A 22,183-nucleotide genomic window follows, 5' to 3' on the forward strand; every position below is an offset into this window, starting at 1 on the left:
CACGGCCCACCGCAAGAGTCGAGACCATGCCCTCATTCCGTCACACATCTTGCCCAAAGGCGGTCGCGTACCCAGTTGAGAATTGTGGAAAACGACGTCATCGCCAAGCAACCCGACAAACGCGCCGGTATCCGTTTCGTCCTGACGGTATTCGGCGGCCTGCTCGTGGCCTCGGCGCCGATCGTCGGACTGCTGCCCGGTCCCGGCGGCATCTTCGTTTTCGCGATCGGTTTCGCACTGATGCTCAAAAATTCGGCGATCGTCCGGCGCTTCTATGCGCGGCTCAAGAACCGGCATCCGAAAAAGGGCGAATGGGTCGACTGGGCGATGCGCCGCAAGAGCGCGATCCGGCGCATCCGCCGCAAGCGCGAAAACCGCGACGCTGATTGACTTTGACGGACTCTTCGACTAGCACCGCGACCAGATTTGAGGCCGCCCGCAAGGCGCGGCCCTTTTTGTTCCAGTTTTTGAGGAAATGAGCGATGAAGCGCACCTTTCAGCCGAGCAATCTCGTGCGCAAGCGGCGGCATGGTTTTCGGGCCCGCAAAGCGACCGTAGGCGGCCGCAACGTATTGCGCTCGCGCCGCGCCAAGGGCCGCAAGAAGCTGTCCGCCTAAGCGCCCCCCAGAGCGCAATGTCTGCGCCGCGTGTGGCGACGCTAACGAAAAGACGCGATTTTCTCGCCGCGAATAGCGGCAAGCGCGCGGCCATGCCCGGATTCGTTCTGCTCGTCCGCGAGCGCGAGGACGGCGACGACACGATCCGTCTCGGCATTACCGTAACCCGGAAGATCGGCGGCGCCGTCGTTCGCAACCGCATGAAACGGCGGTTCCGGGCGCTGGGCCGGGAAGTCCTTCCGACCCAAGGCATAGCCGGCGCCGATCATGTGCTGATCGGCCGCAAGGGCGGCGTCGAGCGCGATTTCGATTCGCTGCGCGGAGAACTGTCGAAAGCGCTCGATCGCGTGCGATCATGATCGCGAAACTGTTCATCGGCCTTGCCCGTCTCTGGCAGATTGGCCCGTCGGCGATCCTCCCGCCGACCTGCCGGTATCAACCTTCATGTTCGGCCTATGCGATCACGGCATGGTCGCGCTATGGAGCATTCAAAGGCAGCTGGCTCGCGCTTCGGCGAATCCTGCGCTGCCATCCCTGGGGCGGGTCGGGTCACGATCCGGTTCCGTAAAACGAGATTGAAGATATGAAAAATTCCTTTGGGGGGAATTACAGTGGATAGTTCGCGCAACATGATCCTGGCGATCGTGCTTTCGGCGCTGGTGTTGATTGGCTGGAGTTTCCTGTCGGAGCAGATCGCGCCGACCGCGACCGAACCGTCGACCGAATTCGTCGATGGCGAACAGGTGGTCCTGCCGAATCCCGAAGCCGATCCCGCACCGGATTCTCCGGCCGCGCTGCGTGCTCTGTCCGACGTGCTGGCCGAATCGCGCGGCGACCGCATCGTCGTCGAAACGCCGCGTCTCGAAGGCTCGATCAACCTGCGCGGCGCGCGGATCGACGATCTCGTACTGCTCGATTATCGCCAGACGATCGAGGACAATTCTCCGCCGATCCGGCTGCTGACGCCCGAAGGCGTCGAAGCGGCGAACTACGCCCATTTCGGTTGGGCGAGCGAAGATATCGCAACCCCCGACGGCGACACGCTGTGGCAGGCCGATGGCGAGACGCTGGCACCGGGCAGCCCGGTCACGATGCAGTGGCGGAACGGCACGGGCCAGCTGTTCGAGATCATCCTCGAGGTCGACGAGAATTTCCTCTTCTCGGTCGATCAGCGGATCTCGAATGTCGGCGAGGGGCCGGTCAGCGCGCGCAGCTATGCGCTGATCACCCGCACAGGCGAATCGCCCGATCCCGACACCTGGCTCATCCACACCGGCCCGGCCGGCTTCTGGGCCGACGATCTCAACCATATCGATTATGACGATGTGCGCGACGCCGGAACGCAGGGCGAGCGGTTCAGCGTCTCCAATGGCTGGCTCGGTTTCAACGACAAATACTGGCTGACGGCACTCGTCCCCGGCGCGGGAGACACGGCCGACGCGGCCTTCGTGCCGCTTAGCGGCGACCGCTATCAGGCGGTGTTCACCAATGCGCCGGCGGTCGTTCCGGCGGGCCGCGCGATTACCAGCAGCACCAGCTTTTTCGCCGGCGCGAAGGAAACGCTGCTGCTCGAACGCTATGAGGTGGAGCGAGGCCTCAACCAGATCGATCTCTCGATCGACTGGGGCTGGTTCTACTGGTTCGAACTGCCGATCTTCTACCTGCTGCACTGGCTGTTCATGACCGTCGGCAATTTCGGCGTCGCGATCATCCTGATGACCTTCGTCGTGCGCGGGCTGATGTTCCCGATCGCGCAGAAGCAATTCTCCTCGATGGCCGGTATGCGCGCCGTCCAGCCGAAAATGAAGGAGATCCAGGATCGCTACAAGGACGACAAGCCGAAGATGCAGCAGGAGGTGCTCGCTCTCTACCAGCGCGAGAAGGTCAATCCGCTCGCGGGCTGTCTGCCGATCTTCCTGCAGATCCCGATCTTCTACGCACTCTACAAGGTGCTGATGCTGTCGGTCGAAATGCGGCACGAGCCCTTCGCGCTCTGGCTGCAGGATCTGTCCGCGCCCGATCCGCTGACCCCGGTCAACCTGTTCGGGCTGCTCGCCTTCACGCCGCCGAGCTGGCTGGCGATCGGCATCCTCCCGATCCTGCTCGGCATCACCATGTGGCTGCAGTTCAAGCTCAATCCGGCGCAGATGGACCCGACCCAGCAGAAGATCTTCGGCATCATGCCCTGGGTGTTCATGGTCATCATGGCGCCCTTCGCCGCCGGCCTGCAGCTCTACTGGGTGACCTCGAACATCCTCACCATCGCCCAGCAGAAATGGCTCTACAGCCGCGATCCGCGGTTGAAGGAGCAGGCGAAGATGGCGCAGGAATGAAGGGCGGGGAATGACCGACCAGGCCGCCTTGGAGGAAATGGCGCGGAAGACTTTTTCCGGGCCGATCGACTTCCTGAAATCGGCGCCGAGCCTCGAGTTCCTGCCCGATGCCGACCTGCCGGAAGTCGCCTTTGCCGGGCGCTCCAATGTCGGCAAGTCGACGCTTTTGAACGCGCTGACCAACCGCAAGGGGCTGGCCCGGGCATCGAACACGCCGGGCCGGACGCAGGAGCTCAATTTCTTCGAAGTCGGCGATCCGCCGCAGTTCCGGCTGGTCGACATGCCCGGCTACGGCTTCGCCAAGGCGCCGCCGCAGGTCGCCAAACGCTGGCGCCACCTGATCAACGATTTCCTGCGCGGGCGCCCTACCCTCAAGCGCACCCTGATTCTGGTCGACGCCCGCCGCGGCCTGAAGGATATCGACCGCGAACTGATGGAGATGCTCGACGAGGCGGCGGTCAGCTACCGGATCGTGCTGACCAAGTCCGACAAGCTGAAGGACAAGGCCCTCGCCACCACTCAAGCGACGCTCGCCGAACAGGCCAAGGGCCACGCCGCCGCCCATCCGGATATTCTCGCGACATCCAGCGAAAGCGGATTGGGTGTGGACGAACTGCGCAAAGAGGTTATCCAAGCCATCGGCTGACACGCTCGGATCCCGGAAAGGCGACGCATGAAACTGATCATCGGCAACAAGGCCTATTCGTCCTGGTCGATGCGCGGTTGGCTGGCACTCAAACAGTCGGGCGTATCGTTCGAGGAAGTCACGGTCCCGCTCTACGGCGAGGATTGGGAAAAGCGGCGCGAGGGCAACGAATTCGCTGCCTCGTCGGGCAAGGTGCCCGTGCTCTGGGACGGCGATACGGTCGTCTGGGACAGCCTCGCGATCATCGACTGGCTGGCCGATAAGGTCGGGCGGGACCGGTTCTGGCCGAAGGACGAAAGCGCGCGGGGCATGGCGCGCTCGATGGCGGCCGAAATGCATTCGAGCTTTCCCAATCTGCGCCGCGACATGCCGATGAACGTCCGCAAGATCTTTCCGCCGCGGGCGTTCAGCAGCGAGGTTGGTGCCGAACTCGGCCGGATCCTGGAAACCTGGGCGCAGGCGCGCGCTCGCTATGGCGGGGAAAACCCGTTCCTGTTCGGCGATTTCTGCGCGGCCGACATCATGTATGCGCCGGTCTGCACACGGCTCGGCACCTATTCGGTCAAGCTGCCGCCCTTCGCGCAAGGCTATGTCCAGGCCGTACTCGGGCACAGTTGGGTGCGCGAATGGATCGAAGCGGCGCAGGAAGAGCCCTGGACGATCGAACGGTTCGAGGAAGCGCCCGAATAGCGTTCAGTTTTTGAGTCATTGCGAGCGTAGCGAAGCAATCCAGAGCGGTTGACGATGGCGCTTGCGGCTCTGGATTGCTTCGTCGCTCCGCTCCTTGCAATGACGATAAGGAATAGCCAGAAAATTTGATACTCAGCCCCAGTCGAAGTCGCTCCCGTCCTTGCGGCGGAATCCGCGGCCATTCTCCAGATGCATGTCGATGTCCGGATAGTGGCAGTCGCTGGCGGCGGGCCTGCCGATAGCGATGAAGAAACAGCTCTTATCGCTCTCGTTGATCAGCACATGACCGTTGCCGTCATTCTTCGGGAAGGCCGCGCAATCGCCGGGGCGCATCGGCGTACGGCCCGAATCGTCGACGAGCACCGCCTCGCCCGCCAGCATGATCACGAACTCGTCTTCCTCCTCGTGCCAATGCCGTTGGGCCGACCAGGCCCCGGGCTTCAGCTCGACATGGCTGACGCCGAAATCTTCGAGCCTGCCGGGCGGCGCCAGCCTTCGATACCAGCGTTCCTGGACCTGGCTCGCATATTCGGGCGGATAGCCGGTCGCATTGGTCTGCGGGACGGCATCGAGATCGAGCTTGGGCATGGCGGACTCCAGCTAGGCAACGGGATGCAGCCCGGTTACACCCGCCGCCATGAGTGATGCAATCGAGCCGATAGAGCTGCTGAAGGACCTGATCGCCTGTCCGAGCATAACGCCCGAAGAAGGCGGGGCGCAGGCGCTGCTCGGGAAGACGCTGGAAGGGCTCGGTTTCGCGGTCGAGCATATGGTGTCGGGCGATGCGCCCCATGGGCCAGTGCCCAACCTGCTCGCCACCCGGGGATCGGGCGGTCCGCATTTCGCCTTTGCCGGGCACACCGACGTCGTGCCGCCGGGCAAGGGCTGGACCAGCGATCCGTTCATGGCGGAGATCAAGGGCGATCTCCTCTACGGCCGCGGCGCGGTCGACATGAAGGGATCGATCGCGGCCTTTGTCGCGGCCTTAGAGCGGGCCGGTAACCTGCCCGGTACGCTCAGCTTCATCATCACCGGCGACGAGGAAGGTCCGGCCGTGCACGGCACCCGCGCGCTGATGACGCGGATGGCGGAACGCGGGCTCCATCCCGACATGATTCTTGTCGGCGAGCCGACCTCCCAGAACCGGCTCGGCGACACGATCAAGATCGGCCGGCGCGGTTCGGTCAATATGTGGATCGATATCGTCGGCAAGCAGGCGCATGTCGCCTATCCGCACGAGGGCGACAATCCGATCACGCGGTTGTTCCGGATCGGCACCCGGCTGCACGAGCTCGATCTCGACGATGGCGACGAGTGGTTCCAGCCGTCCAATCTCGAAGTCGTCACCGTCGATGTCGGCAATCCGGCGTCGAACGTCATTCCCGGCGAGGCGCATCTGAGGCTCAACATCCGCTTCAACGTGCACCACACCGGCGACGCGCTGGTCGAACAAGTCCGCGCGATCGTCGAGGAAGAGGCCCCCGGCGCCCGGTTCAAGGCGATGGTCTCGGGCGAAGCCTTTCTGACCGAACCCGGACCGCTGACCCATCTGGTCTCCGCATCGATCGCGGAGGCGACGGGCGTAACGCCGGACCTGTCGACCGGCGGCGGCACGTCGGACGCGCGGTTCCTGCACGTCTTGTGCCCGATCGTCGAATTCGGCCTGCTCAATGCGACTATGCACAAGCTCGACGAAGCCGTCGCGATCGCGGACGTCCACAAGCTTGTCGATATCTACCAGGGCGTGCTGCGCCGCGCGCTGAGCTAGATAACCGAACGATGCGCGTCGCCTATCTTGCCTGTGAGCTGACCCTTCCCGATTCGCCGGAACGCAGGCCGGACGCGTTCGAGCATGACCAGATGGCCGACTGTCTCTCCGACGCGTTCGCGCTGCACGGGCACGAGATCGCGGCGATGAGCTGGGACGATGCGACGGTCGACTGGTCGGAATTCGATGCCGCGCTCATCGGATCGACATGGGACTATCAGGACAGGCCCGATGCCTTTCTCGCGCGTCTCGCGCATATCGAGAGCGAAACCCGGCTCTTCAATCCGAGCACGCTGGTTCGCTGGAACAGCCGCAAAACCTATCTGCGCGACCTCGAGGCGGACGGCGTGCGGACCGTCCCGACGCTATGGCTGGACACCTCCGGCGAAACGGACGTGCGGCAGGCCTTCGATGCGCTCGGCAGCGACGATATCGTCCTCAAGCGCCAGGTCGGCGCCAATGCCGAGGGCCAGTTTCGGCTGAAGCGCGGCGACCCGGTTCCGGCCATGCCGCATCCGATGATGGCGCAAACCTTCCTTCCCGCGATCCGGACCGAAGGGGAGCTGAGCTTTATATTCATCGATGGCGACTTTTCGCATGCGCTCGTGAAATCGGCGGCCGAGAGCGATTACCGGATCCAATCCTCCTATGGCGGCCGCGAACGCGCCCATAGCCCGAGCCCCGGCGATATGGCGGGCGCAGCGGCCGTGATCGATTCGCTTGAGGACGCGCCCCTGTATGCCCGTGTCGATATGGTGCGGGGCGCGGATGGCGACCTGTTGCTCATGGAATTGGAGCTGATCGAGCCTTTTCTGTATCCGCTTCAGGGCAAGGGGCTGGGGCCGCGCATCCACGATGCACTCGTCCGACGGTTATCCTGATCGGCCGGTGCGGCGACGCCGATCAGTCTCCGATCAGCCCCGACAGCCAGCGCATGACATTCAGGACGAATTGTCGGTTGTTCGGCGCATCGGGCGAGTTCATCCCGACCCGGACCGTCTCGCCATCCCGAACCCGGCTCTGGGCCGTAAACATGGCGGCTTCGCCGAACACTGCAAACCGGCCCGATCCATGTCGCAACACCGCGCCCTGGATCAGCCCCCGCGCCGAAACCTGCGGCGTATCGTCTTCGAATTCCCAGGCTTCGCTCGGAAGCAGGACGATCCAGTCGTCGGGCATCCGCATCAGGACCTCGACCGGCGCGACTGTGCGGAATGCCTGTCCGGTGAAGCTCGTTACCGAATCCAGGGCTTCGGCGTCATTGCGTCCGCGTATCAGCGGATGGTCGGCCAGCAGTCCCGAAGACAGGTCGAAGGTCAGGGTCCGCGTGTCCGGCTCGGGGCCCCGGGCGAACCCGTTGATGAATATCACGCCGAAAGCCTCGGCAAGCTCGGCCGCGGCGCCGGGAAACGGCATATGATCCGCGATCAGCAGCAGCGCCCCGCCGTCGCTCACCCATCGATCGAGGACCGCGATTTCCTCCGCGCTGAACGCCGAGGGGATGGGCAGATGCCATTCCGCGTCGTGCCCGCCGGACATGGCATTGGCGATGACGAAGATGTCCGCATTTTCGAGCAGGTCGGCGGTAATCGGCTGATCCGAGCCTTGGACGCGAAGCCCGTCGTTCCGGAGCAATTCGGCGAAGGCCTGAAAATTGCCGTCTATCGTGTGATAATTGCCATGCGCTTCATCGACGAGGACGAGCGGCCCCTCCCCTTCGGCATAGGCGGGATTCTCGACTGTCGGCCGCCATGGATCGTCCTCGGAATCCTGGCCCAGCGCCGGAAACGCCGCGAACACCAGACCGGCCATCATGACCAACGCAACGACCGGCGCGCGAACGGCCCGCAGCTTCACATCCATAATCCAACTCCTGCCGAACAGAATTACGACAAATAGCGTAATTTGTGCGGCAGACAAGCTATGCGATCACTCCGACGGTCTTCGCCGCAACACGATATAGAGCGCGCCCCGTCCGCCATGTCGGGGATGGGCGCCGCGCACGGCGGCGATGTGCGGGGCGTGACGCGAGGCGGCCAGCCAGTCGCCGACCGCCGCGCGAATCTTGCCGCGGGTCACGGGTCCCTCCCCCTTGGGCGCGTGCCCGGTGATCAGGAGAACGATGCGGGCGTGCGACGCGATCGCCTGACCGAGCGCGCGATCGAGGCGGTCGTAAGCCGAAGAAAGGCTGTGGCTGTGAAGGTCGATCGTGAAGTCGGGTTCGGCCCGGCCGCGCGTCAGCTTGCGGTCCCAGCTCGCATCGAGCGTCGTGCCGGGGCCCGGCGCGGATTTCCGCTCCGGCAGTTTCGGAACCGCGAACGCGGAGAGATCGGACCGCTCAGTGCTACGCGACGGCGGACTGCCGGGTCTCGGCTGCCTGTCGAGCGGTTCGACGCTTTCGATGACCTTGGCCCAGAGCGCCTGCTCGTCCGCGCTGAGCGTGCGTTTCGCCACCTAGTCGGCGCGCAGCCTTGCGGCGGATGCGGCGGGGATCAGGATATAGGCCTGCCCCCGGCTCGCCATGCCGCTGGCGATCCGATAGGCGTCGTCGCCCGCCCCCCAGAAGGTGTCGAACCGGTTCGCGCCGCGAATCGCGCTGCCGGTATCCTGCGCGACCCACAGACCGTCGGCGACGTCATGTTCGAGATCCAGGAACACCGGCGCGCCGAGCGGCACGAAATCGGGATCGGCGGCGACCGTGGCGCGCGGCGTGACCGGGCGGCCGAGCGAGCCGAGCGGTCCGGGGCCGTCCAGCTCGGTGAAGAAGATGTAGCGGGGATTTTGCTGCATGATCGCGCGGCCCTGCTCCGGATTCTCGCGCAACCAGTCGGCGATACCCTCCGCCGTGGTCTGGCCGTTTTCGAGCAGGCCGCGTTCGCGCATCAGCCGGCCGATGCTCGTATAGGGATAGCCGTTGGTGCCCGCATAGCCGATCCGCATCGGATCGCCATCGGGCAGACGCAGGATGCCCGAACCCTGCACCTGCAGGAAATAGAGATCGACCAGGTCCTCCGCCCAGGCGATTTCGAGGCCCTGGCCGGCGAGCGCGCCGCTTTCGATCGCCGCGCGCGTCAACGTTTCGAGCTGGGGATCGCAATCGCCGGTACAGGCCTCCGGCATATCGGCCGGAACGGCGTAAACCGGCCAGTCATAGCCGTTCCGCCGTTCGCGAGCGGCGGAAATTTCGGGCTCGTAATAACCGGTGGCAAAGGCTCGGCCCGAACCGACTTCGACCGCGCGGAAATGCTCGGCGAAAAAGCGGACCGCATCGCCGCTCCAGCTCTCGGCGGCGCGGCATGGCTCGATCCAGTCGCTTGTCGCCGTCAGTCCGGTCCGTTCCTCCCGGTTCAGAACCGAGGGGCAGGATATGCGAAATGCGGCCAGCGCGCGTACCGCCTGATCGCGCTCGATGTCGAGCGACGCGACGGCAGGGCCGGGGCGAATCCCCTGGCTTGCCGCGTTGCCGCTGACGGGCACGTCCGGCGATGTCTCAGGAGGCGGAACCTGCGGCTCTGCTGGCGCGGGCCGCGACGCTCGTTCGGGTGAGACCGGAATGATCCCGGCACAGGCCGTCAGCGCGAGGGAGAGCAGGAGCGCGCATGCGCCCCGACCCGTCGTCACGCGGCCTCGTCGGTTTCGACCAGCAGCCAGTTGGGATCGGCATCGCGCACGTTGCGCGCGAACGTCCAGATATCGTGCGTCTCCACGGCATCGGACAAAGAGCCGGCGATCACTTCGCCGTCCTTGTCACGGGTAACGCCGGCGATATCGGCATCGAAGCGCAACGTGATCCGTGCCGTGCCCGACCGGAACTCGGCCTTTTCGACCTGCGTCCGCTCGATCGCGACGAGCCGGTTGTCGAGGACATGACCTTCCGCTTCGCGCGCGTCGATCGCCGCATCGAAGGATGCGAGAACCTCTTCGCTCACGAGATGCGAGAGATCGTCCCGATCGCCTTTCCAGAAAGCCTCCAGGATCATCCGATAGGCCGCCTGCGCGCCGATCAGGAATTCGTTGATCTCGAACGACGAGTCGGCAGACGAAATCTTACGAATGCCGGCGGAGGCGGTGGGCGCGACAAGGCCGTCGGCCTCGGCTTCGGCAGCCGGTGCGATGTCTGGAACGCTTTGGGGAACAGGGGTGAGTTTCGGCGGCGCTTCGACCGGCCGCGGCATGCGCGGTTCCTGTTCGTGCCCAGTCCGCTGACCGAGGACGCTAAACAGGCGCAAGCCGACAAATACCGCAACCATCGCCAGAAGAATAATCTCGACCACAAGGCCTCCACTCAAAACTGCCGCCCCTACATAGGCGTCAGTGGAGCGCGTTTCAAATAGGGAATGGCCCGCACGTCCGCTTTTCGCACCATCAATCGGCCAGAGCGGTCAACACGTCGCGGCTGAAAGCGGCGATATCGAACCGCGAACCATCGCCAACGGCATCGAATCCGCGGCGTACGATCACGATGTTACGCTCCGGCACGATCATCACATATTGGCCGCGATTGCCCATCGCCGCATAGGTTCCCGCCGGAAGGTCCTGTTCGCGCCCGAACAGCCAGAATTGCGCGCCATAGCCGACACCGCCCCGCCCCGTCGGCTGATCGGGAGCCGGAGTCGCGACATAGGCGGACCATCCCTCGGGGAGCAGCCGTTCACCCTGCCACACGCCATCGTTCAGATAGAGCAATCCCAGCCGCGCCAGATCGCGCGCCGTCGTCCAGACCTGGCTCGAAAGGATGAAATTGCCCTGCCAGTCGGTTTCCGGCGTGGTCCGGGTCATGCCGATGCGCCAGAGCAGTTCGGTAAAGGGATAGGCAAGCGCCCGCTCCCCATCGCTCAGCGCCGAACGCAAGGCGCGCATCGCCAGCAACGTATCGTTATTCGCATACCGCCAGCGCGTACCGGGCGCCGCCTCGAGCGGCAGGCCCGGAATCGAATCGGTAACAAGCTGGCCGCCGAAATACACGTCATCGGTCCGGTTGCCCGCGAACGGGCTCCACAAGCCGCTGCTCATATGGAGCAGATGGTGCCAGTTGATCGCTGCGCGCGGGTCTCCGGGTGTCTGCCATGCGGGCACCGGCGCCGGTTCTTCGAGATCGACGATGTCCTGATGGACGGCTCGTCCGATCACGGTGGCCGCGATACTCTTGGCGACCGACCAGGTCCGTTGCGGCCGGTGAATATTATAGCCCGTCCGATAGCGCTCGCCGACGATGTGGCCGTTCTGCACGACGAGCACCGCGGTGGTCTCGGTGCCTTCGCCATAGGTCATCCGGTCCAGCGCCGCACCGAGCAGGGCATCGAGCGCGGCCTCCTCGCCGGCCGGGAGTGCGCGCAAAGCAGCGGCATCGCCCTGCGGCCACGGCAAGACATCGATTCCGGACAGGTCACGCATGTGGAGCTCGACCGCCAGCCCCGGTGGCCGGATTTCGCCCTCCGGATCGGCGCCGGTCGGCAATTGCGCGCAGCCCAGATGCGGCCGCCACTGCGCCACCCGCGGCGGCATATCGTCCGCGAAGCGCACGGATACGCGTTGACGCTCGCGATCGATTGCGGCCGGCAGGCTGTCGATCAGCGAGCGGTATCCGGGGTAGATCCGCGTCAGATCGTCGGCCGCGACTTCGGCCTCCGTCTGCCCCGCATTGAAGATGCCGCTGCACAGAAAGGCCGCCTTGTAGCCCGCGGCGATCGCCAGATCGTGCGGCGAATGATCGTCATTCTGGGCATGCGCCGTGCCTCCGGCCGCGATCAGGGCGAACAATCCGATAGTGAACGTGCGATAGGCCATGGCCGCACAGTGCCGCCTCGCCTTTCCCCTGACAAGGCGGTCCGAACCATTGCCCTGTTCGCGCCCTGCTGCTAGCGGGCATGCCGAAACCCGCGCTATCATGCGCTCTTTTCCAGTCTTTTATTTGAGGTTTACGACTATGGCCGACGAACAGGGTGTCGCTCCCGACCAATCCGCAGCCGGAGACGCGCCCAGCGCGAATATCTTGGCGCAATATGTGAAGGATCTCTCCTTCGAAAACCCGAACTCGCCGGGCATCTATCAGGCCAATGAAACGCCGAAAATCGACGTCCAGTTCAATATCGGCAGCGACGCCGCGGGCGAAGGCGTTTGGGAAGTCATGCTGAAAATGGATGTGAGCGCCAAGCTCGAACAGGGCACGGCGTTTCAGGTCGAACTCGCTTATGCCGGGCTGTTCGCGCTCTCGAACATACCCGATCAGCAACGCGAGGCATTCCTTCTGGTCGAGGCGCCGCGCATCCTCTTTCCCTTCGCCCGGCGCATCCTGGCGGACACCGTTCGCGACGGCAACTTTCCGCCGCTGATGCTCGAGCCGATCGACTTCGCCGCGCTCTACATGCAGCAAAAGGCCCAGATGGCGCAGGGCGGTTCGGACAATGTCGATATCGATTCGCAGCTCGGCCAGGCCTGATCCGGCGATGAGCGGGCCAGGCACAGGGGCCGGCCGGACGCCATGAATCTGATCCGGGCAACCGGGACGATCGGCGGCTTGACCATGGTCAGCCGCATTGCCGGGTTCGTGCGGGATATGCTGCTGGCCCGGATTCTCGGGCCGGGCATGGCGGCCGACAGTTTTTTCGTCGCGTTCCAGCTGCCCAATATCTTCCGGCGGCTGTTCGCGGAGGGCGCCTTCGCGGCGGCTTTCGTACCGCTGTTCAGTCGCAAGCTGGGCAAGGACGGCGAGCTTGTGGAGGCCGAACGCTTTTCGAGCGAAGTCGTCTCGGTCTTCGTGCCGGTCCTCATCCTGTTCGTCGCGCTGTTCGAGATCGCGATGCCGGCGATCATCTGGCTGATGGCGAGCGGCTTTCAGGAGGTGCCGGGCAAGTTCGAGCTCACCATTGCGCTGGCGCGGATCACCTTTCCCTATCTCTTCCTGATCAGCATGGTCGCGCTGCTCGCCGCGATCCTTAATTCCATGTCGCGCTTCGCGGCGGGCGCGAGCTTTCCGATCCTGCTCAACCTCGTGCTGATCGCGGCGCTGCTGATCGGCGACGACGCGTCGATCCTGATCGGCGATTATGTCCGGGGTCCCGATGGCGAAGACATTGTTGTCGCCTATTTCCTTGCCGGCGGTGTCGCCCTCGGCGGTGTCGTCCAGCTGCTCTGGCTGTGGTTCTGGACGAAGCGCAGCGGCTTCAAACTGCGCCTGCGCCGCCCCCGCCTGACCAAGGATGTGCGCGAACTCGGCGTCATCATTCTGCCGGCGGCGTTCGGCGCGGGCGTCTATCAGATCAGCCAGCTCGTCCAGCTGTTCTTCGCGACCCAGCTGCCCAGCGGCTCGGTCAGCCATCTCAACTTCGCCGACCGGTTGAACCAGTTGCCATTGGGCGTCATCGGTATCGCCCTGGGCACGGCGATCCTCCCCGCCCTCTCCCGCCATATCGGCGCCGACGACAAGGCCGAAGCCGACCGGGTCCAGTCCAACGCGATCGAACTCGCGATGCTGCTGACCTTCCCGGCGGCGGCCGCGCTGATGATTTGCGCGCCGGCCTTTGTGAACGCCTTTTTCCTCGGCGGGCAATTCGATGCCGAGGATGCGCGGATCACGAGCAACGTCCTCACCGCGCTTGTCGCCGGGCTCCCGGCCTATGTGCTGATCAAGGTGCTGACCCCGGCCTTTTTCTCGCGCAAGGACACACGCACGCCGGTCTACGCGGCGGCGATCGTGCTCATTTTCTTCATCACTTTCAACGCGCTGCTGATCGATCGTCTCGGTATTGTCGGCATCGCCTCGGCGACTGCGATCGGCGCCTGGCTCAACGTCGCCATACTCTACACGATCCTGTGGAAACGCGGCTATTACCGGCTCGACACGGGACTGATCCGGCGGCTGTTCAGCCAGTTGCTGGCGACGGGTGCGATGGCCGCCCTGCTCCTTTATCTCGTCCCCCCGTTGAGCGACTGGTTCGGTGGCAGCGTGATCGAGCGCGTCGTCTCCATCGCCGCACTGGTCAGCGCCGGAATGCTCGTCTATTTCGGCGCCGCGGCGCTCACCGGCGCCATCGATCGATCCAAGATCGCGTTGCTCCTCAAGCGAAAGGCTACAAGTTGATGCGCGTCGTTTCCGGCATCCAGCCCACCGGCAATCTCCATCTCGGCAATTATCTCGGCGCGATCGTGAACTGGGTGAAGATGCAGGATGAGGGCGAGTGCCTGTTCTTCCTCGCCGATCTCCACGCGATCTCGCTGCCGACCGATGCCGCCGAGCTCAGCGCGAGTACGCGCGAGATGGCGGCCGCGCTGATCGCTTCGGGCATCGATCCGGACCGTGCGGTCCTGTTCAACCAGGCGCGCGTTCCCGCCCATGCCGAGCTGCAATGGCTGCTTTCGGGCACCGCGCGGATGGGCTGGCTCAATCGCATGACCCAGTTCAAGGAGAAATCCGGCAAGAATCGCGAGGGCTCCTCGATCGCGCTGTTCGCCTATCCCGTGCTCCAGGCGGCGGACGTGCTGCTCTATCGCGCGACCCATGTGCCGGTCGGCGAGGACCAGAAGCAGCATCTCGAACTCGCGCGCGACATCGCCGAAAAGTTCAACTTCGACACGGGGACCGAGACCTTCATCCTGCCCGAACCCTATATCGGCAAGACGGCGGCGCGGATCATGTCGCTGCGCGACGGGTCCGCGAAAATGTCCAAGTCCGATCCGTCCGACATGAGCCGGATCAATCTTGCCGACGATGCCGACACGATCGCCAAGAAGGTCCGCAAGGCCCGGACCGATCCCGATCCCCTCCCCGAAACGATGGACGGCCTCGAAGGCCGACCCGAAGCGCGCAATCTGGTCGCGATTTACGCGGCGCTTTCGAACATGGCCCCCGATGCCGTGCTGAACGAATTCGCCGGCAAGGGTTTCGGCGACTTCAAGCCAGCGCTTGCGGATTTGACAGTTTCGGTGCTCGAGCCCGTTTCCGAGCGGTTCAATATGCTGAGGAAAGATACCACGGCCATCGATTCCATTCTGGAAGCCGGAGCGGAAAAGGCCGCGGTGGCAGGAGCGCCCGTCCTCGCGGATGCGTACCGCGCGCTGGGTCTGCTCAGCGGCCGTTAACAATTGTCATGTTCACCTAACGTTCAATTCTCGTTCATGCGCGTTGGTATATTCCTGCAAGTTATTATATCGATGGTGTAATCGCTTTCGGAGACTTGTCATGTCACGGAAAATTCTCGCTTTGGCCGCGCCGCTCGCGCTGCTTGCCGTCGCGGCCTGCACAACGCCCTTCCGGGCCGATGTGGCGCGCTTCCAGCAGATGCCCGCTCCGCAGGGCCAGAGTTTCTACATCCAGCCCGCCGAAGAGGGCAAAGCCGACAGCCTCGAATTCGCCACCTACGCCAATCTCGTGTCGGCCGAACTCGGCGACTATGGCTATACGCCGGCAAACTCGCCTCAGGACGCCACGCTCGTCGTCACCATGGACTACGGCGTCGACGATGGGCGCGAACGGATCGTGACAACGCCGGGCTCCTACCGCGGATATTGGGGGCATCGCTCGCTCTTCTACAGCCCCTATTACAGCCGGCTGAGATGGCGCTCGCCCTATTATTACGGCTGGTACGATCCGTTCTTCGACAGCGGGTTCGGCTATCCCCGCGTGCGCAGCTACACGCTCTACACGAGTGAACTCGACCTCCGGATCGCGCGGATCGCGGATGGCGAGCCGGTGTTCGAAGGTCGCGCGCGGGCCCGGTCCCGCAACGATGCGCTGACCGAACTGGTGCCCAATCTGGTCGAAGCCATGTTCACCAACTTCCCCGGCAATTCCGGCGAGGAAGTGCGAATCACGGTGCTGCCTCCCGAGGACCGCTAACGCGCACTGTCACGGAAAAGAGAAACGGCGCCGTTCCCAGGAGGGAGCGGCGCCGTTTTGCTGTCCGGCGTCTAGTTTTCGAGTTTGCGCAGCAGCGAGCGGACATCCGAATCGAGCTCGCTGTCCGCGGCGCGCAATTCCTTGATCCGCTTGATCGCGTGGATCACCGTCGTGTGATCGCGGCCGCCGAAGCGCCGCCCGATCTCGGGCAGTGATCGCGGCGTCAGCCGCTTCGCCAGATACATGGCAACCTGGCGCGGCCGCGCGACTTCGCGGGCGCGCCGCGCCGACGTCATCTCGGCATGGCGGATCCCGTAATGCTCGCAGACGCTGCGCTGGATTTCGTCGATCGTGATCCGGCGCTGCGAATGCCGCAACAGATCGGCGAGCGTTTCCTGCGCAAAGGCGAGATCGATCGGCCGCTTCGAAAGCAGCGAATAGGCGACGACCCGGGTCAGCGCGCCTTCGAGTTCGCGGATGCTTGCCGAGAAACGCTGGGCGAGAAAATCGGCGACGTCCTGCGGCATGTCCGCCTGCGGCATCTGCGCGAGCTTGTGGCCGACGATGCGGCGGCGATGATCGAGATCGGGCTGGCGCAGATCGGTGACGAGCCCGCCGGCGAGCCGCGACGCGATCCGCTTGTCGACGGCACCGAGCTCGTGCGGCGGGCGATCGGCGCTGATCACCAAGCGGTGGCCGGTCGCGATTATCTCGTTGATTGTATGGAAGAATTCTTCCTGCGTTGCTTCCTTGCCGGCGATGAACTGGACATCGTCGACAAGCAGCAGATCCGCCGAGCGGAGCTTCTGCTTGAAGCCGATCGTATCCTTTTCGCGCATCGCCGAAACGAACTCGTACATGAACTTTTCGGCCGACATGTAGAGCACGTTCGAGCGCGGTTTTTGCCGCAGGAACTCGTGGCCGATGGCATGCAGAAGATGCGTTTTGCCGAGCCCCGTGCCGGCATGGATATAGAGCGAACTGAACATCGGCACGCCGGCGTCCGCCATCATGCGCGCCGCGTTGAAGGCCACCTCATTGGCCGTTCCGGTGACGAAGTTCGAAAAGACATAGCGATTCTCGAGCGGCGTCCCGATGCTGTCGCCGCTGGTGCCGGAGAGCTGTTCGGTCGGCGGCAGGACATCCTCCTCGCCAACGATGAACAGGGCCGGACGCGAAGCGCCTTCGGCGGCGACGATATCGATTTCGCGGACACTCGGCACGGTCGCGCGCCATGCATAGCGGAGACGATCGGAATAATGTTCGCGAACCCAGTCCGCCATGAAATGCGAAGGCAGTTCGAGTCGAACCTGACCAGCCTCTTCGTCGAAGCCGATCAGCTTCATGGGCTTCAGCCAATGATCGAAAGTCCGGGCGCCGAGATCGCGTCGCAGGCCGTTCCGGATCGCTTCCCAAGCCGCTTCGAAAGGTTCGTGCGTGTTCACGATGTCGGTGTCAGTATCTTCGAGACCTGTATCATGCCGCACGCAACAACCCTCCCCTTACGCATCTCTATCCTCAGCAAGCCCGACTCTTGTTTCAGTCTGGGTCTCGCCAGTCGTCGGACACAAAAAAGGTCTAGCGAAAATCCCCATTTTCGCATCGCACTCTTTCCTGGCGACTGTGTCGGCCGGGAAGAATCGCTACCGGCCGAGAGACTGTTTGATGAATTGTTAATGCGCCCAAAGCAAGGGGGTGCGCCGTCAAAAAAATGAAATAATTGGGGTTGACACGGAGAGCTGCCAGTCTCGTCCTATTGACCCTTATCGTATTGGTTTTATTGTATTTTTTACGAACCATTACGCTGCGCAAACGATTCCGAATTCGCGCGACTCGTTGAGATTCCAAGTGTAACGATTCTGAAAAAAATTTTTCCCGGTCACCGTCCGTATCGACTGGCCCGGTCGCGCTCGCGAAACGCGGTTATTTGATCGCGGCGATGCGCTTCGAGAGCCGCGACAGTTTCCGCGCGGCGGTATTCTTGTGGAAGATGCCCTTGGAAACACCGCGCGCCAATTCCGGCTGCATGGCCTGGAGCGCTTCGGTTGCCTGCTGTTTGTCACCGGCTTCGACGGCCGACTCGACCTGCTTGATGAAGGTGCGGATGCGGCTCACGCGATTGGTGTTCACAACAGCGCGCCGATTGTTACGGCGAATACGTTTCTTGGCCTGCGGCGTGTTGGCCATAATAAACCTCGATCATGTCAAAATAAAAAGGTGCAGCACCTGCCGCACCGAAAGCGCATGGCACCTAGCTATGACGGCGCCTGAGGTCAAGTGGAGAGACAAGATTTCAACGCTGGCATCGGGGGCAGTAAAAGGTCGAACGGCCGCCATCGACTCGCCGTCTGATCGGGCCGCCGCACCCGCATGATTCCCCTTCCCGGCCATAGGCCCGCCACCGCTTGAAGAAATAACCCAGTTCGCCATCGGGCTGGGCGTAATCGCGCAGGCTCGACCCGCCGGCGTCAATCGCCGCGGCGATAATCTCGCGCACGGCCGACACGAGCCGCTCCAATCGCGCCGCCCGGATGCGCCTCCCCGCAGTGCCCGGTGCGATCCGCGCCTGATGCAGCGCCTCGCAGACATAGATATTGCCGAGACCCGCCACGACATGCTGATCGAGCAACAGCGATTTGACCGGGCCGGACCGGCCGGCAAAGGCGGCGGCCAGATAGGACGCCGTGAAGTCGGGACCCAGCGGCTCGGGCCCGAGTTTCGCGAAGGGCGGGAACGCGGCAAGCGAATCGGTACGCACCAGATCGAGCGAACCGAACCGCCGCGGATCATTGAGCGACAGGCGTCGTCCCGACGCCGTTTCGACCAGAAGGTGATCATGCGCGCCGATCTCGTCCGGCTCGAGCCGCCAGCGGCCCGACATGCCGAGATGGAAGATCAGCGTATCGCCCCGATCGGTATGGATGAGGCCGTATTTCGCGCGGCGGCTCAGTCCCGTCACCGTGGCTCCCGTCATGCGCTGGCGCAGATCGGGCGGGATCGGGCGCCGGAGATCGGGCCGCCGCGGTTCGACCAGCGCAAGCCTCTGCCCCCGCAGCACGGGATCCAGACCGCGGACAGTCGTCTCTACTTCGGGAAGCTCAGGCATGTCTTGCAGCTAAGATGCGTTTGCGGGCGCGGCAAGGCTTGGCTAGAGGAACAAGCCTTCCCATCTGGCGAACGAGCATGAACGAAGAAAACGTTTCCTTTGGCTATGAAGACATAGCGCCCGACGAAAAGACGCGCCGCGTCGGCGGGGTCTTCTCCAACGTCGCCGCGCGCTACGACCTGATGAACGACGCCATGTCTGGCGGCATGCACCGGCTGTGGAAGGATCGGTTCGTCCGCCGGGTGAAGCCGCGCGCCGGCGAGGCGATTCTCGACATGGCCGGGGGGACGGGCGACATTGCCTTCCGCCTCGCGAAATCGGACGCCGCGGTAACGGTCGCCGATATCAACGCCGAAATGCTGCAGATCGGCATGGATAGGGCGGATAAGCGGGGGATCGACGGATTGGTCTGGGCGCAGGAAAACGCCGAAGAGTTGAGCTTCGCCGACAAGAGCTTCGATGCCTATACGATCGCGTTCGGCATCCGGAACGTCACCCATATCGAAAAGGCCCTCATGGAAGCGCATCGGGTGCTCAAACGCGGCGGCCGATTTTTCTGCCTCGAATTTTCGACGACGCTGTGGCCGGGCTTTGCCGAAGCCTACGATCTCTATTCCCACAGGATCGTGCCCAAGATCGGCCAAGCGCTGGCCAAGGACGAAGACAGCTATCGCTATCTGATCGAATCGATCCGCCGCTTCCCCGACATGGCACGCTTCAAGACGATGATCGAAGAGGCGGGCTTCGTCCAATGCACGGTAGAGCCGATGCTGGGCGGCCTGGTCGCCATCCATAGCGGCTATCGGATTTGACCCGTCCGCGCACGCATATCTGGCGGCTGCTGAAATGGGGCCGGACGCTCGCGCGGCATGGCGCGCTGAGCGGAATCGAACGCGATCCGCTCACGCCGGCGCCGGTCAAACGCATGATCCGCATCGCGCGCTTCGGCGCCCGGGTTCCCAGACAGCCCGCCTATGCCGACGCTTTGCAGGCGATCGGGCCAGCGGCGATCAAGCTCGGCCAGACCCTCGCGACACGCCCGGACCTGGTCGGCGAGGAAGCGACGCACGACCTGTTGCGGCTTCAGGACCGGTTGCCGCCCGTCCCGTTCGAACAGATCGAAGAGACCATCGCCCGCTCGTTCGACCGGCCGATCGACCAGCTGTTTGCGAGCATCGAGCCCGAAGCGGTCGGCGCGGCTTCGATCGCACAGGTCCACAAGGCGGTCACGACCGATGGCCGGACCGTCGCGATCAAGGTTCTGCGTCCGGGCATCGAGAAGATATTCGCGCGGGATATCGAAACCTATGAATGGGCGGCAGCGCAAGTCGAGGCGATGGGCGGCGAGCTCGCCCGGCTTCGCCCCCGCCTGACCATCGAAACCTTCAAGCGCTGGACCGCGCGTGAACTCGATCTGCGGCGCGAAGCGGCCTCCGCATCGGAACTGGCCGACGGCATGGAAGCCGAGCCCGATTTCGTCATTCCCGAGATCGACTGGCAGCGGACCGGCGGGCGGGTCATGACGCTGCAATGGTTCGACGGGATCAAGATCTCCGATCGGAAAGCGCTCGACGCCGCCGGCCATGACCGCAAGGCGTTGGCGACGAAACTCGTCCGCGCCTTTTTGCGGCAGGCGATTTCGGAGGGCTTTTTCCACGCCGATCTTCACCAAGGCAATCTTTTCGTATTGCCCGACGGCAAGATCGGCGCGATCGATTTCGGCATCATGGGTCGGGTTGACCGTCGCGCGCGCCTCTGGCTGGCGGAGATTCTCTACGGCCTGATCACCGGCAATTATCGCCGCGTGGCCGAAATCCATTTCGAGGCCGGCTATGTGCCGCCGCATCACGATGTCGCCGAGTTTGCAACGGCGCTGCGCGCGGTCGGCGAACCGATACGCGGACTGCCGGTAAAGGACATCTCGATCGGGCAGATGCTCGACGGATTGTTCGGCATCACCCGCGATTTCGACATGCCGACGCAGCCGCATCTGCTGCTGCTGCAGAAGACCATGGTGATGGTGGAAGGCGTGGCGACCAGCCTCGATCCCGATATCAACATGTGGGAAACGGCCAAGCCCTTCGTCGGCGAATGGCTTCGCAGCGAGTTGGGGCCGGAGGCGGCGATCGCCGACCGGATCAGGGACGATCTCAACACGCTGGCGCGGTTTCCGGAACTGGTCCGGCGACTGGAAGCGGAGATTCCGAATCGCGGGGCCGCGCCCCCGACGCCGCCCTTGCGGGAAGTCGAGGTCGTGACGATCGGAAATGGATGGAGATATTGGCTGGTCGCGATGTTGGGCGCCGGCCTCGGTTTGGCAGGGAGTTGGTTTTGGTTTTTAGCGTGAATGGGTTTCGCAAGCTGCTGAAAGATCAGGCGGAGAAGCCGCAAAGGCCGGACAAAGGCGGCGTCATATACAAACCGCTCGAACCGCTGGGCGAGCGCCTCGCAGCATGGCGGACCGTCATCGACGACCCGCGTCAAATCGCAATCTACGACCGCGTGGCCGAAAGCATCGATCCGGAGCGCTATGCGGCACTGCAAAAGAAATATGCCGCGCAGATTCGCGAAAACGACCAACGCGCGACGACGAAATATCTCGATCTCGCTCCCTGGTTCATGATCCATTCGCGCCTCGTCAGGCTGCTCGATCTCGACCGCCGGCCGCCCTGCTCGATTCTCGATATCGGATCGGGCGGCGGTCAGTTCCTCGCTATCGCCAAGGCCTATGGCCATCGGACGCTCGCCTTCGACATGCCGGAGCCCGATCATTATCGCGACCTGCTCGCACTGTTCGGGATCGACAGGGTCGAGGGCGCGGTGGAACTGGGCAAAGCATTGCCGGCCGCGATCGGAAAGTTCGACCTGATCGTCATCAACGGCCAGGTATTCGATGTGTTCGAGGATCGGTCCAGACGCTGGAGATTGCCGGAATGGGCAGGCTTCATCCGCCATCTTTGCGCCCATCATCTCGATTATCCGGCGGAGCTGTTCATCGGCCTCAACAAATCCGACGGACCGACCGGTACCGAGGAATTCTACTGGCCGCTCGTCGAGCTCGCGGAAAAGCACGGCGCTGTCGTCGATCGCAGATATGCAACGATGGATTTCAAGCTCGAACGTCCGCTGACGCTCGACGGGATCGACGCCGTAGAATGGAAACCGCCATCGCCGCGATGACTCGACAA

The 22,183-nt window shown here is 63.7% G+C and carries 25 protein-coding genes; 16 read left to right on the forward strand and 9 right to left on the reverse strand.

The features are described 5' to 3' along the window. Window positions 1-84: 84 nt before the first annotated feature. The 7 genes from HFP57_RS04795 (at window position 85) to HFP57_RS04825 (ending at window position 4,286) form a co-directional block, all read left to right on the forward strand. On the forward strand, window positions 85-390 hold the full coding sequence (locus HFP57_RS04795) for a hypothetical protein (RefSeq protein WP_246263371.1): 306 nt from the start codon (window positions 85-87) through the stop codon (window positions 388-390). Between the two features lie 92 nt (window positions 391-482). Further along, window positions 483-617 (forward strand): 50S ribosomal protein L34, encoded by a 135-nt coding sequence (gene rpmH, locus HFP57_RS04800; RefSeq protein WP_176868722.1) that lies wholly within the window; start codon window positions 483-485, stop codon window positions 615-617. A gap of 17 nt (window positions 618-634) precedes the next feature. Beyond that, window positions 635-976, forward strand: coding sequence for a ribonuclease P protein component (rnpA, locus tag HFP57_RS04805; protein ID WP_176868723.1), 342 nt, complete (start codon window positions 635-637; stop codon window positions 974-976). Continuing rightward, window positions 973-1,185, forward strand: a complete 213-nt coding sequence (gene yidD, locus HFP57_RS04810; RefSeq protein ID WP_176868724.1) for a membrane protein insertion efficiency factor YidD — start codon at window positions 973-975, stop codon at window positions 1,183-1,185. Before rnpA ends, yidD begins: the two co-directional genes overlap by 4 nt. Window positions 1,186-1,228: 43 nt before the next feature. Then, a complete protein-coding gene (gene yidC / locus HFP57_RS04815; RefSeq protein ID WP_176868725.1) occupies window positions 1,229-2,950 on the forward strand; it encodes a membrane protein insertase YidC in 1,722 nt (573 codons plus the stop codon). Between the two features lie 10 nt (window positions 2,951-2,960). Next, window positions 2,961-3,596 carry a ribosome biogenesis GTP-binding protein YihA/YsxC gene (gene yihA, locus HFP57_RS04820; protein ID WP_176868726.1) on the forward strand — a complete coding sequence of 212 codons (636 nt, stop codon included), beginning with the start codon at window positions 2,961-2,963 and terminating at the stop codon, window positions 3,594-3,596. A gap of 27 nt (window positions 3,597-3,623) precedes the next feature. Beyond that, window positions 3,624-4,286 (forward strand): glutathione S-transferase family protein, encoded by a 663-nt coding sequence (locus tag HFP57_RS04825; RefSeq protein ID WP_176868727.1) that lies wholly within the window; start codon window positions 3,624-3,626, stop codon window positions 4,284-4,286. A 132-nt stretch (window positions 4,287-4,418) separates the two neighbouring features. Here HFP57_RS04825 and HFP57_RS04830 read toward each other — a convergent pair whose 3' ends face one another. Beyond that, window positions 4,419-4,874, reverse strand: coding sequence for a cupin domain-containing protein (locus tag HFP57_RS04830; RefSeq protein ID WP_176868728.1), 456 nt, complete (start codon window positions 4,872-4,874; stop codon window positions 4,419-4,421). 49 nt (window positions 4,875-4,923) lie between these two features. On the opposite strand from HFP57_RS04830, the gene dapE reads away from it, so the two are divergent. Both dapE and HFP57_RS04840 read left to right on the forward strand, forming a co-directional pair. After that, complete coding sequence (gene dapE / locus HFP57_RS04835; protein WP_176868729.1) at window positions 4,924-6,054, forward strand: succinyl-diaminopimelate desuccinylase; 1,131 nt, start codon at window positions 4,924-4,926, stop codon at window positions 6,052-6,054. Window positions 6,055-6,065: 11 nt separating this feature from the next. Then, the gene (locus HFP57_RS04840) at window positions 6,066-6,935 is read left to right on the forward strand and encodes an ATP-grasp domain-containing protein (RefSeq protein ID WP_176868730.1); all 870 of its coding nucleotides are present in this window, start codon (window positions 6,066-6,068) and stop codon (window positions 6,933-6,935) included. 22 nt (window positions 6,936-6,957) lie between these two features. On the opposite strand, the gene HFP57_RS04845 is transcribed toward HFP57_RS04840, so the two are convergent. The 5 genes from HFP57_RS04845 to HFP57_RS04865 form a co-directional block, all read right to left on the reverse strand. Then, window positions 6,958-7,917, reverse strand: coding sequence for a DUF4350 domain-containing protein (locus tag HFP57_RS04845; RefSeq protein WP_176868731.1), 960 nt, complete (start codon window positions 7,915-7,917; stop codon window positions 6,958-6,960). Window positions 7,918-7,983: 66 nt separating this feature from the next. Next, window positions 7,984-8,508 carry a Smr/MutS family protein gene (locus HFP57_RS04850; protein WP_176868732.1) on the reverse strand — a complete coding sequence of 175 codons (525 nt, stop codon included), beginning with the start codon at window positions 8,506-8,508 and terminating at the stop codon, window positions 7,984-7,986. Next, a complete protein-coding gene (gene mltA / locus HFP57_RS04855) occupies window positions 8,509-9,675 on the reverse strand; it encodes a murein transglycosylase A (protein WP_176868733.1) in 1,167 nt (388 codons plus the stop codon). It abuts the gene before it with no gap. Next, complete coding sequence (locus HFP57_RS04860) at window positions 9,672-10,328, reverse strand: Tim44/TimA family putative adaptor protein (RefSeq protein ID WP_176868734.1); 657 nt, start codon at window positions 10,326-10,328, stop codon at window positions 9,672-9,674. The genes mltA and HFP57_RS04860 overlap by 4 nt, the downstream gene beginning before the upstream one ends. Window positions 10,329-10,419: 91 nt before the next feature. Continuing rightward, window positions 10,420-11,841, reverse strand: a complete 1,422-nt coding sequence (locus HFP57_RS04865) for a serine hydrolase domain-containing protein (RefSeq protein WP_176868735.1) — start codon at window positions 11,839-11,841, stop codon at window positions 10,420-10,422. 139 nt (window positions 11,842-11,980) lie between these two features. Between HFP57_RS04865 and secB the strand changes: the two genes are divergently transcribed. From secB to HFP57_RS04885, 4 genes are all read left to right on the forward strand, one after another. Next, on the forward strand, window positions 11,981-12,493 hold the full coding sequence (gene secB, locus HFP57_RS04870) for a protein-export chaperone SecB (RefSeq protein ID WP_176868736.1): 513 nt from the start codon (window positions 11,981-11,983) through the stop codon (window positions 12,491-12,493). A 42-nt stretch (window positions 12,494-12,535) separates the two neighbouring features. Beyond that, window positions 12,536-14,134: a murein biosynthesis integral membrane protein MurJ gene (gene murJ / locus HFP57_RS04875; protein WP_176868737.1), complete on the forward strand. Its 1,599-nt coding sequence runs from the start codon at window positions 12,536-12,538 to the stop codon at window positions 14,132-14,134. After that, window positions 14,134-15,132: a tryptophan--tRNA ligase gene (trpS, locus tag HFP57_RS04880; RefSeq protein ID WP_176868738.1), complete on the forward strand. Its 999-nt coding sequence runs from the start codon at window positions 14,134-14,136 to the stop codon at window positions 15,130-15,132. Before murJ ends, trpS begins: the two co-directional genes overlap by 1 nt. Window positions 15,133-15,232: 100 nt before the next feature. Continuing rightward, window positions 15,233-15,889: a DUF4136 domain-containing protein gene (locus tag HFP57_RS04885; protein ID WP_176868739.1), complete on the forward strand. Its 657-nt coding sequence runs from the start codon at window positions 15,233-15,235 to the stop codon at window positions 15,887-15,889. Between the two features lie 71 nt (window positions 15,890-15,960). On the opposite strand, the gene dnaA is transcribed toward HFP57_RS04885, so the two are convergent. The 3 genes from dnaA to mutM form a co-directional block, all read right to left on the reverse strand. Continuing rightward, window positions 15,961-17,337 (reverse strand): chromosomal replication initiator protein DnaA, encoded by a 1,377-nt coding sequence (gene dnaA, locus HFP57_RS04890; RefSeq protein WP_425500737.1) that lies wholly within the window; start codon window positions 17,335-17,337, stop codon window positions 15,961-15,963. A gap of 475 nt (window positions 17,338-17,812) precedes the next feature. Then, entirely contained in the window at window positions 17,813-18,076 is a 264-nt protein-coding gene (gene rpsT, locus HFP57_RS04895; protein ID WP_176868741.1) for a 30S ribosomal protein S20, read from the reverse strand. Window positions 18,077-18,182: 106 nt separating this feature from the next. After that, window positions 18,183-18,995: a bifunctional DNA-formamidopyrimidine glycosylase/DNA-(apurinic or apyrimidinic site) lyase gene (mutM, locus tag HFP57_RS04900; RefSeq protein WP_176868742.1), complete on the reverse strand. Its 813-nt coding sequence runs from the start codon at window positions 18,993-18,995 to the stop codon at window positions 18,183-18,185. A gap of 77 nt (window positions 18,996-19,072) precedes the next feature. Between mutM and HFP57_RS04905 the strand changes: the two genes are divergently transcribed. Genes HFP57_RS04905 through HFP57_RS04915 form a run of 3 tightly spaced genes read left to right on the forward strand, consistent with a single transcriptional unit; the run spans window position 19,073 to window position 22,175 of the window. Further along, on the forward strand, window positions 19,073-19,807 hold the full coding sequence (locus tag HFP57_RS04905; RefSeq protein WP_176868743.1) for a class I SAM-dependent methyltransferase: 735 nt from the start codon (window positions 19,073-19,075) through the stop codon (window positions 19,805-19,807). Further along, window positions 19,804-21,342 carry a 2-polyprenylphenol 6-hydroxylase gene (gene ubiB, locus HFP57_RS04910; protein WP_176868744.1) on the forward strand — a complete coding sequence of 513 codons (1,539 nt, stop codon included), beginning with the start codon at window positions 19,804-19,806 and terminating at the stop codon, window positions 21,340-21,342. The genes HFP57_RS04905 and ubiB overlap by 4 nt, the downstream gene beginning before the upstream one ends. Beyond that, window positions 21,327-22,175 carry a class I SAM-dependent methyltransferase gene (locus HFP57_RS04915; protein ID WP_176868745.1) on the forward strand — a complete coding sequence of 283 codons (849 nt, stop codon included), beginning with the start codon at window positions 21,327-21,329 and terminating at the stop codon, window positions 22,173-22,175. The genes ubiB and HFP57_RS04915 overlap by 16 nt, the downstream gene beginning before the upstream one ends. The last annotated feature ends 8 nt before the right edge of the window (window positions 22,176-22,183 follow it).

This window comes from Parasphingopyxis algicola (genome assembly GCF_013378075.1).
Classification (GTDB): Bacteria; Pseudomonadota; Alphaproteobacteria; order Sphingomonadales; family Sphingomonadaceae; genus Parasphingopyxis; species Parasphingopyxis algicola.